At 71.5% G+C, this 12,818-nt stretch carries 14 protein-coding genes; 2 read left to right on the top strand and 12 right to left on the bottom strand.

Annotated elements, in window-relative coordinates; translation table 11 throughout:
• Positions 1-318 precede the first annotated feature (318 nt).
• The 10 genes from TMZ1T_RS09640 to TMZ1T_RS09595 form a co-directional block, all read right to left on the bottom strand.
• Positions 319-852 (bottom strand): hypothetical protein, encoded by a 534-nt coding sequence (locus TMZ1T_RS09640; protein WP_086014416.1) that lies wholly within the window; start codon positions 850-852, stop codon positions 319-321.
• 145 nt (positions 853-997) lie between these two features.
• Entirely contained in the window at positions 998-1,945 is a 948-nt protein-coding gene (locus tag TMZ1T_RS09635) for a radical SAM protein (protein WP_012585266.1), read from the bottom strand.
• Positions 1,942-2,460, bottom strand: a complete 519-nt coding sequence (locus tag TMZ1T_RS09630) for a pyridoxamine 5'-phosphate oxidase family protein (protein ID WP_012585265.1) — start codon at positions 2,458-2,460, stop codon at positions 1,942-1,944. The genes TMZ1T_RS09635 and TMZ1T_RS09630 overlap by 4 nt, the downstream gene beginning before the upstream one ends.
• 124 nt (positions 2,461-2,584) lie before the next feature.
• Positions 2,585-4,129, bottom strand: a complete 1,545-nt coding sequence (locus tag TMZ1T_RS09625; RefSeq protein ID WP_012585264.1) for an ATP-binding protein — start codon at positions 4,127-4,129, stop codon at positions 2,585-2,587.
• Entirely contained in the window at positions 4,129-4,788 is a 660-nt protein-coding gene (locus TMZ1T_RS09620) for a response regulator (protein WP_004305343.1), read from the bottom strand. The genes TMZ1T_RS09625 and TMZ1T_RS09620 overlap by 1 nt, the downstream gene beginning before the upstream one ends.
• Positions 4,789-4,849: 61 nt before the next feature.
• On the bottom strand, positions 4,850-5,566 hold the full coding sequence (locus TMZ1T_RS09615) for a tetratricopeptide repeat protein (RefSeq protein ID WP_004305345.1): 717 nt from the start codon (positions 5,564-5,566) through the stop codon (positions 4,850-4,852).
• On the bottom strand, positions 5,563-6,369 hold the full coding sequence (locus tag TMZ1T_RS09610; RefSeq protein ID WP_012585263.1) for an SDR family oxidoreductase: 807 nt from the start codon (positions 6,367-6,369) through the stop codon (positions 5,563-5,565). Before TMZ1T_RS09610 ends, TMZ1T_RS09615 begins: the two co-directional genes overlap by 4 nt.
• 11 nt (positions 6,370-6,380) lie before the next feature.
• Positions 6,381-7,034, bottom strand: coding sequence for a TenA family transcriptional regulator (locus TMZ1T_RS09605; protein ID WP_012585262.1), 654 nt, complete (start codon positions 7,032-7,034; stop codon positions 6,381-6,383).
• On the bottom strand, positions 7,031-8,551 hold the full coding sequence (locus TMZ1T_RS09600) for an AMP-binding protein (protein WP_012585261.1): 1,521 nt from the start codon (positions 8,549-8,551) through the stop codon (positions 7,031-7,033). The genes TMZ1T_RS09605 and TMZ1T_RS09600 overlap by 4 nt, the downstream gene beginning before the upstream one ends.
• Entirely contained in the window at positions 8,535-9,203 is a 669-nt protein-coding gene (locus TMZ1T_RS09595) for a thermostable hemolysin (RefSeq protein ID WP_004305353.1), read from the bottom strand. Before TMZ1T_RS09595 ends, TMZ1T_RS09600 begins: the two co-directional genes overlap by 17 nt.
• Before the next feature lie 199 nt (positions 9,204-9,402).
• Between TMZ1T_RS09595 and TMZ1T_RS09590 the strand changes: the two genes are divergently transcribed.
• Complete coding sequence (locus tag TMZ1T_RS09590; RefSeq protein WP_012585260.1) at positions 9,403-9,660, top strand: PepSY domain-containing protein; 258 nt, start codon at positions 9,403-9,405, stop codon at positions 9,658-9,660.
• Between the two features lie 63 nt (positions 9,661-9,723).
• Positions 9,724-10,281, top strand: a complete 558-nt coding sequence (locus TMZ1T_RS09585) for a cytochrome b/b6 domain-containing protein (RefSeq protein ID WP_004305357.1) — start codon at positions 9,724-9,726, stop codon at positions 10,279-10,281.
• A gap of 36 nt (positions 10,282-10,317) precedes the next feature.
• Here the strand turns inward: TMZ1T_RS09585 and TMZ1T_RS09580 are convergent, their stop codons facing one another.
• Positions 10,318-11,064 carry a phosphatase PAP2 family protein gene (locus TMZ1T_RS09580; protein ID WP_012585259.1) on the bottom strand — a complete coding sequence of 249 codons (747 nt, stop codon included), beginning with the start codon at positions 11,062-11,064 and terminating at the stop codon, positions 10,318-10,320.
• Positions 11,065-11,068: 4 nt separating this feature from the next.
• Complete coding sequence (locus tag TMZ1T_RS09575; protein ID WP_012585258.1) at positions 11,069-12,817, bottom strand: phosphoethanolamine transferase; 1,749 nt, start codon at positions 12,815-12,817, stop codon at positions 11,069-11,071.
• Position 12,818 lies beyond the last annotated feature (1 nt).

Raw genomic sequence — 12,818 nt, 5'->3', positions numbered from 1 at the left:
CTCCGCAAGCGCGCAAGCCAAGCGGTGGCTCGGCGCGGAGGCGGCCGTGGCGTTGCCAGTCGGCGCCATGCAGATCCGTCCGCGATGATCGCGACTTGCATCGCGCCTACACGGGAGCCCTCGCGCATCTCGTGCATGCGGCGCCTGCGATTTTCGTGGGAGCGACGCAAGTCGCGATCGGCCGCCCCCCGCTCCCGGCTCGAAGCCGACGGCCAGGGCGGTTTCGACAGGATCGCGCACGATCGCGCCCTCGTGGGCCAGCCTGGCGTGCCCCGGCTTGCAGGGCGGCAGCTCGAGGACTTGGGCGCAGACCGCGCCTCAACGCGCGGGAACGTCTCCTCCGGGCGCGGCGCCGCCGCCAGGTCCCATGCCCGCTCCGGATCCCATCCCCGCTCCGGATCCCATGCGTCCTCCCGGACCCATCCCCCCTCCGAGCCCCATACCCGCTCCGGGTCCCCGTCCTCCGCCCGGCCCCATGCCACCGCCCGGCCCCATGCCACCGCCCGCCCCCATCCCGGCTCCCGCCCCCATGCCACCGCCCGCCCCCATGCCGCCGCGCATCGGCGGCTCGTCGGGTAGGGTGACGCCGCGCTCGCGTGCACGCTCGACCATCTGCTTGTGATGCTCGAGCCGCAGCTGCTCGCGTTCCTCGGGCGTACCCGCAGCACGCATGCGCTCGCGATGTTCCACGCGCTCCTGCTCGGTCATGATCTGGGCGCCGAAGACGGGCGCCTCCTCCCCCGGCGCCGCGACGGGTTGCTGGGCGAAGGTCAGCCCTGCGCACAGGACACCCATTGCCGTTGCCATCAGCGTACGCGTCTTCATGGTCTTCTCCTTTACGACGTTGGACATTGCTCGCCGGCCCTCCCGGAGGGCATGGCAGCTCTCAGGCTCGTCCGCGTCAAATGTAGTCTTCCCGCGGGGGGCGTGTGTACCGCAGTGTATCGCCGTCCCGGCAGCCGCCACACTACTGCCACGACGTCCGCCCGCCAGACCTTCATCCCTCCCGCAGGCGCGCCCGGGCAAACCCGACCCCTGCCCGCAGCAGCTCGCGGGGACCATAGCGATGGCGCATGTTGCAGCCCTCGCACAAGGTCGGGAGCGCCGCCATGCCCTCGCGGCGCCGCAACACCGCAGCCACCGGATCGGCGGCGACATGGCCGATCGGGTGGCGGTGCGCGACATCGTTGTAGCAGTAGAGATAGTCACCGCTCGCGGCGACGAACAGGTCGACATTGCGCGGAATGCAGCCGAAGCGGTTGCGCCGCCACTGGCGGAAGATCTCGGCCGCGCTCGGCACGAAGTCGAGTTCCTGCGAGCGCAGCCCGTGCTGGCGGATCATCCGCCGCAGCTCCGCGCTCGCCAGGCGATGGGCCTCGAGCTTGCCGCCGCGGTTGTAGAGCGTGGGCGACATGGTCAGCCGCTCGATCCCATGCGCGCGCAACCACGCGATGGTGTCGCCCAGCGCGGGCAGGCAGTCGGGCATCGGGGTGAGGCTGATCGCAAGCCGGGTGCGGCGCAGGACGCGGCTCGCCGCCTGCAGGTTGTCCATCACGCGGCGCTGGTCGAGATTGACGTGAACGCGGGCATAGACGTCCGGGTCGATGCTGGAGAACGACACCATCAGCAGGTCGATCGCACCGTCGAGGTGGCGCAGGCGCTCGACGTCGAGCAGGTGACCGTTGCTGACCATGTCGAAGCGCACCGGGTGCGGGCGCAGCTCGTCGATGAACTCGAAGAAACGGGGATGCGTGGTCGGCTCACCGTAACCGGCCAGCACGACCCGGAAGATTTCGTCCGGCGCCAGGCGATCGAGCACCTGCCGCCAGGTCGCCATGCTCATCGACTGCGGGCGGTCGATGGCCTCGCGCGGACACATCGCGCACGCGGCGTTGCACTTGCTGGTCCACTCGACATTGGCGGCGATGCGGTAGGGAATCTTCATGCAGCGCCCCGCGCGTCGGCAGTGGGGGGGTGCAGTGTGGGGACGTGGCGGGCGCAGTTGGGCACGACCTGCTCGACGTCCACCACCACGGCGCGGTCCTGCCCGGGGAAGAGCCTGGCCGCCGCCTCGCCCTCGAGCAGCGTCGCCCGTCCATTGACGCGCAGGCGGGCGCCGTCGCCGAAGTCGATGAACAGGCAGCCGACCTGCGGATTCTGCCGCAGGTTGCCCAGGCTCATGAACGCGCCGTTGCCGTCGAAATCCGGGAACGCCAAGCGGCGCGCATCGAGGATGCGCACCAGGCCGGGGCCGCCCCCCTTGAAGGAACAGTCGCAACGCCCCGTGGCATCGCTGGTGGCGAGGAAGAAGAACGGGGCCGCCGCGAGGCGGGGCTGCACCCAGTCCGGGAGGTGATCCCACAGCAGCCGCTCCCGGCGCGCCGCATCCCACAGCGATGCGGTGCCCCAGCGCTGCTGCAGGGCGCGCTCGCTGGCATGGAAATCTTCATTCGATGGCATCTTCCCGTCCCCGCTCGCAGGTTCACGCCGGGCGCTCGGCAACGGCCGGAGGGCCGACTTGCACCCGACGAGCGCTCCCACGCGGAGCGCAGGTTCACGGTAAGGACGCCGTCTTAAGCGACGCTTAAGGGCGGGCCGCTCCGCCGGACGCGGAGCACGGCGGCACCTTCCCCTCATCGCCCTGCACCCGGCGCGGCGCGGCGGCATCCCGCGGCAGCACCACCCGCACCTCCAGCCCGCCGAGCGCACAGCCGTCGAGCGCGATCGTGCCGCCATGCAGTTCGACGATGCGCGCGACGATCGCCAGCCCGAGACCCGCCCCCTGCCCGCCACCGGCGCGGAAGAAGCGCTCGAACACCTTCTCGCGCAGCTCCGGCGGCACGCCATGGCCGCTGTCCTGCACCCGCAGCACGATGGCTGCGGGCGTGGCCTCAAGCAGCACGCGGATGCAGCCGTCGGGCGGCGTGTGCCGCACCGCGTTGCCCACCAGATTCTGCATCAGGATGCCCAGGCTGCCGGCATCGCCGAGCAGGTGGAAGTCGGCCCCCTCGTCCGCCTCGAGGGCGAGGTCCTGACCATGTTCGTCGGCGAGCGGGGTCAGCTCGGCGAGCTGCTCGCGGACAAGCGCGAGCAGCTCGATCGGCAGCCTCTTGGGCCGGCTCGCGTCGGGTTCGAGGCGGGCCAGCGTCAGCAACTGCGCCACCACCCGGGTGGCACGCTCGATGCCCGAGCCCAGCAGCCGGAGCGCCTCCTCGCGATCGGCCGGATCAGGCGCCTGCAGCGCATTCTGGGCATGGATGCGCAGCACGGCCAGCGGCGTGCGCAGCTCGTGCGCGGCATAGGCGAGGAAGCGGCGCTCGCGTTCGAGCAGCTCGTTGACCTGATGCAGCAGGCGGTCGAGCGCGGCCACCATCGGCTCGAGCTCCTGCGGCACGTCCTGCAGCGCGAGGGCGGAGAGGTCGTCCGGCCCGCGCGCCTGCAAGGATTCGACGATGCGCGCGAGCGGGCGCAGGCCCCAGCCGATCGCCAGCCACACCAGCACGGCGACCAACGGCAACCCGACGAGATCGGGCAGCACGCTGCGCAAGGTGATCCTGCCCAGGAGTTCTCCCCGCACGTCCTCGCGCTCGCCGACCAGGATCCACTGGCGGTCGCGCGCATCCCGGAGCAGGAAGAGCCGCCAGGCGCCATCGTGCAGACTCACCGTGTGATAGCCCGCAAGATCCTCTCCCACCTCGCCGAGCCCCTGCTGCTCGGCGCCCCTGGTGCGTGCGCCGAGCAGCAGGTCGAGCGCACCCATCGGCGCCGCGGCGGACTGCAGCAAGGCCAGCCCCTGGTCGTCGACCACCACGAAGCCGAGCTTGCCCTCGTACTCGTGGCCCAGCGGCAGCGCCTCGTCACCGTCCTCGCGTTCCGCGTCCGTCCCCTCCCCCACGGCCGCACCGAGCCCCCCCGCATCGAGCGCGTCCTGCAGCGCCGCACGTGCATCCGGTGCCATCCCGCCCGGGATCATGCCCGCGAGCAGGCGCGCCTGCTGGGCGAGACGGGCATCGAAGAGTTCGCGCACCTCGTGGCGGGCATCGCGATAACCGAGGTAGGAGATCGCACCCAGCGCCACGCCGAGCAGGCCGAGCACGAGCAGTAAGGTGCGACGGCGGATCGAGCCCATCAGGCCTTGTCCGCCAGATAGCCCACGCCGCGCACGGTGCGGATCAGCTCGGGAAACAGCTTGCGCCGCAGATGGTGGATATGCACCTCGAGCGTATTGCTCTCGGCCTCCTCGCCCCAGCCGTACAAGGCCTGCTGCAGCCGATCGCGGGTCAGCACGCGGCCGGGCTGGGTGAGCAGCTCGTGCAGCAGCAGGAACTCCTTGCGCTGCAGGACCACCGGCTGGCCGCGGTAGCTGACCTGCTGGTTCACCGGATCGAGGACGACCTCGCCGTGGTGCAGCACCGGCTGCGCACGATTGGCGCTGCGTCGCAGCAGCGCGCGGATGCGGGCCTTGAGCTCGTCGACGTCGAAGGGCTTGACGAGGTAGTCGTCCGCCCCCGCGTCCAGTCCCGCGATGCGGTCGCTGGTGGCGTCGCGCGCGGTGAGCACCAGCACCGGCACCGGGTTGGCGGCGGCGCGCAGGCGCTGCAGCACCTGCAGGCCATCCATGCGCGGCAGGCCGAGGTCGAGCACGGCGAGCGCGAAGTCCTCGTGGGTGAGCGCATGCAGCGCGCTCGCACCGTCCTGCACCCAGTCGACCGTATAGGCCTCGGGCTTGAGCGCGACGCGGATGCCCTCGCCGAGCGCGGCATCATCCTCGACGAGCAGGATGCGCATCCCCTTCCTCCCCTGTGATCCCGGCAATCATGGGCACTGCATTCATCCGCATATTGAACGCCTACTGCGCGCCTTGCGCCAGCTTCGCGGCCACCTGCTCGAGCAGGCGCCGCGCTTCCGCGCGCCGACCGGCGTCGGCGCTCGCACGTCCGGGGCGATCGGGGGCGGCGAGCGCCCTCTCCAGCGCCGTGCGCGCCTCGGCGTAGCGCTTCTGCCGCGCCAGGAAGTCGCCGTAAAAGTAATTGGGATCGATCCCGCCGGGGTTGATCGCCAAGGCCTGCTTCAGCAGCTTCTCGGCCTGCGCGTCGTCGCCGAAGCCCACCGGCCACCCCGGCACCTGGTAGTACAGGCTGCCGAGGCTGGTGTAGGCCGAGCCGTCGAGCGCCTGAGGGTCGAGCCGCAGGGCGGTCTCGAGCTCGGCCTTGGCCTCCTTGACGAGCCCGAGCGCACCGAGGCCGCCCTTCGCCCCCGCCAATGTGCTCAGGACGATGCCGTGCCAGATGCGCAGCTCGGCCGCCTCCGGCTCCGCGGCAACCGCCCGGGCGGCGCGCTCGGCGAGTTCGGCGAAGGCCGCCTCGCGCTGCTTCTCGGGCAGCCCGTAGTGGATTTCGGCCCAGCGCCCCTGCACTGCCTGCAGTTCGAGCTTGCCGGCGTCGGCGAGCGCGAAGGCGGCCGGCGCGGCCACCAGGGAGAGGAGCGGGAAGGCGAGCGGGAGCGCCACGCGGCGGGCGAGCCGGAGCGTCCCGCTGGCGAACGTTTCTTGGGCGGGCATCTTCATGAGCGGATTTCCTCCGATTCGGAATGGGCGAAACGCCGGATGGTGGCCAGCTGCCCGCGCAGGGCGCGATCGACCACGCGCGGCAGCAGCCGGTTGAGGCGGGCGAAGAACTTCTCCGGCCAGCCGAGATGGCGCTCGGGCGACTCGTCGCGCAGCGCCTGCACGATCGCGGCCGCGACCTGCTGCGGCGGGTCCATCGCCACGCCGAGCGCGCGGTTCATCGCGACCACCGCGCTCGCGTTCATCGCGGTGCGCGTGGCGCGCGGCGCCAGGTAGAGCACGCGCACCGGGCCGTCGGCGAGCTCGCGGCGCAGCGCCTCGGCGAAGCCGCGCAGGCCGAACTTGGTCGCGCTGTAGGGTGCGAAGCCGGGATAGCCGATCGCGCCGAAGGTCGAGCCCACGAACAGCAGCAGCGCGCGCGGACGTTCGCGCAGCAGGGGCAGGAGGCGCCGCGTGAGCAGCATCGGCGCCACCAGGTTGAGCGCGACCTGGGTCGCGATGGCGTCGTCGTCCTGCTGCTCGACGAGGCCGAAGCGGTTGAGGCCGGCGGCCTGGACCACGCAGTCGACGCCCCCGAGTTCCCGCGCCGCGGCGGCCACCGCGTCGACGCCGGCGATCGTGGCGAGATCGGCGACGACCCGGCGCAACGCCTGCGGAAAGCGCTCCTGTGCGTCCGCGAGCCGATCCGCGTCGCGACCGACCGCCAGCACCTGCGCGCCCGCTGCGCACAACTGCTCGACCAGCGCCTGGCCGATGCCCCCGCTCGCGCCCGTGACCAGCACGCGGGTTCCGTTCAGTTCCATCGCGCCGCTCCTCAGGCCGCCAGCGGCAGGCTGCGGAAAATGTCGCCGTACAGGCGATAGACGACGCGCGCGGTATGCACCACCGCGGCGCGGTCGTCATCCTCGTCGAGCCGGTTCATCAGGGTCGCGAAGAAATCCATGTGCTCGAGGTCGAGGCTGCCGTGCGAGTTCAGGTAGCTGAAGGCCTCGGGGGGCAAGCCCAGGCTGCTGCGGATCGTCCCCGCCGCGCGGGTGGCGAGCGCGATGCTGGTGCCTTCGAGCACATTGACCATGCCGAAGAAGCTCACCGGATTGTGGCGTGCGATGCGGTCGTAGACGTAGGCCAGCATCAGCTCGGTGGGCAGCGCCGGCTGGCTGCGCCGCACCGCCTCGGGGTCGGCACCGCAGGCGGCGAGGTCGTTGAGGATCCACTCCTGGTGGCCGTACTCCTCGTCGATGTATTCGGCGATCGCGCCGCGCAGCCATTCGAGCCGCGCCGGCAGGCGTGCACCGCAGGCCATCAGCAGCGGCACGGTGTGGCTGACGTGGTGATACGCCTCGGTGAGGAAGGCGACGTAGCTCGGCAGCGCGACCTTGCCGGCGAGCGCCTGCTGGATGATCGGTGCGGCGAACAGCGTCTCGCGCTCGGCCGCGGTCTGGTCCTGGAGTTGCTGGAAGAAGCTCATGTGTCGATCTCGTCGCTGAAGGAGGTGAAGGTCGCGCAGGAGGCGGCGCCGTCGGCGCCGCTGCGTGGCAGGTAGTGCGCCGCGAGCGCGGCGCGGCGCAGGCGGCCGTTGGCGGTGAGGAGGCCGTTTGCCGGGGTGAAGGGCGCGTCGGCGCGCAGCCAGCGCCCGGCGCGCGCGTAGTCGGGCAAACCCGCGTTGGCGGCGGCCACCGCCGCGTCGAGCTCGGCGTCGCTGCAGTCGGCGCGGCGCGGCACGAGCACGGCGAGGTTCTCGGCGAGCGCCTCGCCATGCACCCAGGCCTGGGCGATCGGGCCCTGCTGGACGAGTTCGGCCTCGACCCACTCGGGATTCACGTTGCGCCCGTAGGCGGTGATGAACTGGTGCTTCCTGCGCCCGTGCAGAACGAGGAAACCATCGTCGAAATGGCCGAGGTCGCCGGTGCCCAGCCACTCGCCTGCCACCAGCTGGTCTGCCAGCGGCGCCTCGCCCAGGTAGCCCAGCATGTGCGCGCCGCGCACCTGCACCTCGCCATCGTCGGCGATGCGCAGCGCGGCATGGGGCAAGGGCCGCCCCACCGTGCCGACGCGCCGCGCAGCCGGGGTGTTGAGGCACACCACCGAGGCGCACTCGGACAGGCCGTAGCCCTCGTACACAGGCAGACCGAGCGCTTCGGCGCGCTGCAGCAGCCGCGCCGACACCTGCCCGCCACCGACCGCGACGAAGCGCAGCCCGGCGGGCGGCGCGTGGCCCTGCTCGGCGGCCCCGACCAAGGCGAGCAGCATCTGCGGCAACAGGATCAGACTGTGCGGTCGACGGGCATGCAGGGTCTGCAGGAAGCGCGCCGGATCGAAGCCCCCGCCCCCGCTGAAGCCGATCGTGCGCATCGGCAGCAACTCGACGCAGGCGCCAGCGAGCAGGCCGGCGTACAAGCCGGCGATGTTCTCGAGCAGCGTCGCCAGCGGCAGCACGCCCAGATGACGCTCGACCGCGCCAGCCTCGCCGATCCGCGCCACGCTGCGCGCCACCGCGAGCTGCGCCGCCGCGCTCAGGCAAACCCCCTTGGGCTGGCCGGTGGTGCCGGAGGTGTAGGTGATCTTCACCGTGCCCGTGGGCAGCGCCGGAACCTGCGCCGGCACGCGCCGGAGGATCCCGGGTGCGACCGGCACGAAGCCCGGGAACACCGCCGCGCTCGCGCTGGCGGCCACTGGGTCGACGATCAGCGTATCGACGCCGGCACTGTCGAGCACGTGAGCCTGCTGCGCCGGCGAGAAGAAGCCCGGCAGCGGCACGCACACCCGCCCGTCGGCAAGCAGCGCGAGATCCCAGAGCGCCCACTGTAGGCCGTTGTCGAGCGCGAGCGCGACACGGCGCGCAGCCACCGACTCGAGCACACCCCTGCACGCGGCGACGGCCTCGGGCAGGCGGTCGAAGGCAATCTCCCCACTCTCGCCACGCAGCGCGGGCCGGCCGCCATGGCGGGCGAGGCCGGCCAGGAAGGACTCAGACGCATCCGGCACGGAGCTGCCCTCCACGCCCGGATTGGAGCTCGCGGCCGGCGCCCGCGAGGGTGCGATCCCCGCCCCGGATCTCGCCCGCCATCACCAGCGGGCCGGCGTCGTAGTAGCTGCCCCACTCCGGCAGCTCGGCACCCATGCGGCGCGGATCGGCAGGGCCGAGCGTGAGCGGATCGAGGCCGAGGCGGCGGAAGCTGTTGATCAGCGCCGGCGTTCCGGTGAAGCACACCCAGCGCAGGCCTTCAGCGGCCAGGATGCGGGTGAGCGCGATGATCAGCAGGCGTGCGGTGCCGGCCCCGTGGGCGGCGAGGTTGCCGACCTCTACGATCCCGTCGCGTGCCACCCGCTCTCCCGCCCGCCGCGTGATGACGCGCTCGACCGGCTCGTCGAGATAGCGTTCGAGGAAGAGCCCCTGGTCTGCCGCGCCACGGCAGCCGACCGCCCCGTGCAGGCTGCCGTCGGCGGCTTCGAGTGCGAACAGCCGCGGCATGAAGTGGCGTACACGCGCCTGGTAATGCGCCGCGAAGCGTTCGCGCACGAAGTGCTCCACGGCGGGGCGGCGGGCGTCATCGACCTCGAGCAGGCGAAGACTGCGCGCCGCGGGCTGTGCGCCCGGCGCTGGGCGGGCTGGGTGGTCGAGCCATGGGAGGTCCATGTGTGTCGGGGTCCGTTGATGAGAACTGCACCGGATCCTGACCATGCTGGCTTAAGTGCAGCTTAAGGAGGAACCAACCGCGGGCGTCGCGCACCGGATCACCGCCCCTGCCTGTTCAGCTTCCCTTCATGTACGGAAGCTTAAATTGCGGTCGCGTTCCGGATCGGGGCGCGCTCGATCGACAAACAGGAGAACACACATGAACCGCATTCTCGCCCTCGCCGCCGCTGCGCTCGTTTCCACCTCGGCCCTCGCCGGCCCGACCTGCACCGCCCCCAAGGAGAAGTGGATGAAGGAGGCCGACTTCAAGGCCAAGGTCGAAGCCCAGGGCTACAAGATCAAGAACTTCAAGGTGACCAAGAACGACTGCTACGAGATCTACGGCTTCGACAAGGACGGAAAGAAGGTGGAGATCTACTTCAATCCCGAGACCGGCGCCGAACTCGAACGCAAGTGACCTGCCATCGGGGCGGTGCGCGGCCGCGCGCCGCCCTCCTCCACCCGACAAGGAGCCTCTGCCATGCGCCCGCCCGATTCCGAACTTGCCCTGCGGGTCTGGGACCCGTTCGTGCGCGTCTTCCACTGGAGCCTGGTGAGCTGCGTCATCCTGAACTTCTTCGTCGTCGATGACGGCGAGACGCTGCACCAGTTCGTCGGCTACACCGCCTCGGGTCTCGTCGTCGCCCGCCTGGTCTGGGGCTTCGTCGGCAGCGAATACGCGCGCTTCGCCAACTTCTTCCCGACCCCCGTGCGGCTGCGCGCCCACCTCGCGGCGATGCGCACCGGCAGGCGCGACTTCCAGCCCGGCCACAATCCCCTGGGCGCGCTGATGATGCTCGCGCTGATGGCGCTGGTCCTCGCACTCGGCCTCACCGGCTTCCTGCAGACCACGGACGCGTTCTGGGGCGAGGAATGGCTGGAGGAGATCCACGAGGCGCTCGCCGCCACCCTGATCGCACTCGCCGGGATCCATGCCGCGGCGGCCATCGTGATGGGCCGGCTGGAGCGGGTGAACCTGGTCGGCGCAATGATCACCGGGATCAAGCGCACGCGGGGCGGCCGCGTCGACCTGCGCTGACGGAGCAGCGCTGCGGTCCGCCGCAGCGCGGACGCGTCATGCGCCGCGCCGCCCCGCGAGACCGAGGTCGGCGCGCACGAGCACCGCCAGGCTCACGCTCACGGCCCACGCCAACCACAGAGTCCACAGCGTGTGCGACAGGAAGTGCGCACCTTGCAGCATGCGCGCCGTACCGAGGACGCCGCCGGCGAGCACGCCCGCCACGAGCGCGGCGCGCGCCGCACGCGGCCCGGCCGGTTTCAGCGCCACCGCCCAGACGATCCACAGGAAGCCGGTCGACGCGTGCCCGGCCGGGAAGCACTGCCCCGCCTTGAGCCCCGGCGGCGCAGCCTCGAACAGGCCCAGATAGGGTGCGTAGCCGCCGAAGTCGATGAGGTCCCAGGGGCAGTAGCGCGCCGTCAGCAGCTTGGCGGTCGAGGTCGCGAGCGGAATCGCGAGCATGCCGATCGCCGCGAGCAGTGCATTGCGCGCGGGCAGCCACGCCAGCCGGCCGCGCCAGCCCTGCCAGCACAGGTACAGGCTGGCCGCCACCAGCACGTAGGTGGCCTGCTTGGCCGCCTTGTGCATCACCGCCTCGAGGAACCAGCTGTGCCTCAGGGGAAAGAGGCGGAGCTCCGCATCGAACAGCGCGTGCGCCAGGCGGCGATCCAGATCGGTTCGCTCGAATGTCCCGTAGAGCAGCAGTGCACCGAGGAAGAGCAGTGCGGACTGCGCGAGCAGCCAGCGCCGCGACGCATCGAGCGCGGGCACCGGCAGCGGGGTGAAGAGTTCGCTGGCGTGCATGTGCTCAGCTCCGGCAGGGGGCGGTCAGGTCGAGTGCGTCGTCGCGGACCGCGGTGCGCACGTCGAGCAGGCCCAGGACGGTATGGAAGAGGTTGTCATGGCTGGCGGGCCGGGCGGCCTGCCCGCGCAGGCACGCCGCATCGACCCGGTTGCGCGCGGCGAAGCCGGACGACAGCCACATCAGCATCGGCACGCGGGTCTGCTCCGCGGGCGCGATCGAGTACGGCAGCCCGTGCAGGTAGAGGCCGTTCTCGCCGAGCGACTCGCCATGGTCCGAGACATACAGCAGCGCGGCGTCGTAGCGCGGCTCCAGCTCCTTCAGCAGGTCGATGCCGCGGGCGAGCACGTGGTCGGTGTAGCTCAGCGCGTTGTCATAGCTGTTGACCACCTGCTCGCGGGTGCACTTCGACAGGTCCTCGTCGTCGCAGGTCGGCGTGAAGCGGCGGAAGGCTTCCGGATAGCGGCGGAAGTAGGCCGGACCGTGGTTGCCAAGCTGATGCAGGACCAGCACGAGGTTGCCTTGCGGATCACGCAGCAGCGCCCGACTGCTCTCCAGCAAGGCCTCGTCGAGGCAGCGCTCGCCGTCGCACAGCGCGGGCAAGGCGGCGGGGTCGGGGCGCAGGCTCTCGACCCCGGCGCACACGCCCTTGCAGCCGGACTGGTTGTCGTTCCACACCACCCGCAGGCCGGCGTGACGCAGCACATCGAGCAAGGACTCGCTGCCGCGGATGGCATCCTCGTCGTAGTTGCGCCGCCCCTGCAGCGAGAACATGCAGGGCACCGACACCTCGGTGTTGGTGCCGCAGCTCGTCACGTCCGGGAAGTTGATGACCGCGCGGCGGGCGAGCTCGGGCGTGGTGTCGTGGGCGGGCGACTGCCCCGCCCCACGGTCCAGGCCCCAGTTGGCGGCGCGCGCGGTCTCGCCGACCACGATCACGAACAGGGTCGGCTTCTTCGCCGCCGCCCAGCTCGCTCCCAGGCGGGCATCGGCGCCGACCGGCCGGCGCGGCTGATTGGCCGCCTGCGCGTCGCGGCTCAGCACGCGCGCGAGCGACCACAGCGGCGCGGCGGGGGTGATCAGGTAGCGCAGCTCCTTGTGGTTGCGCATCTGCCCGGAGAAGTCCTTGAACACGCTACCGAGCGCCGCGACGGCCACGAGCAGCGCGAGCACGGCGGCGGCGGCCCGGATCGCCAGCGCGCGCCGCAGCGGACGCCGGCGCACGCGCGCTCGCGCAAGAAAGACGAGGGGCGGCAGGGCCAGCGCGGAGACCTGCAGGAAGAAGCCGGGCGTGAGGAGCTCGCGCGCCTCGGCGAGGTCGGTGCGCAGCACGTTGCGCAGCATGCTCGGGTCGAAGTACACGCCGAAGTGGCCGGCGTAGTAGCTCGACACCGCGGCCACGAGGATCAGGCCGCCCAGCAGCGGCTTGGTCGTCCAGCGGTTGAGCAGCGGCGCGAGCAGCGCGACGTTGAGCGCGGCGAGCGCCACGCCGAGCGCGAGCACATAGAAGAGGCCGCCGCCCTCGCCGCCACGGCTCGCGAGCAGCGCACGCCAGAAGGGCGTATTGCAGGCGAGCGCGAAATAGAGGCCGAGCCCGACCAGCAAGCCCTCGCCCGACACCTCGGGGCGCCAGCTGCGCGCGCCGGACCAGGCGGCGGCGAACGCCGAAGCGCCCAGAGCGCGACGCCCGACGGGCGTCGATGCGCCGGCCGAGGGAGCGAAGGGCGGGACGTGGGAAAGACGTAACTTGAACATG

It is taken from the genome of Thauera aminoaromatica, from assembly GCF_000021765.1.
In the GTDB taxonomy this organism is placed as follows: Bacteria; Pseudomonadota; Gammaproteobacteria; order Burkholderiales; family Rhodocyclaceae; genus Thauera; species Thauera aminoaromatica.
The sequence above is the reverse complement of the archived record's forward strand: the minus strand, read 5'-3'. Positions and strand labels throughout refer to the sequence as shown.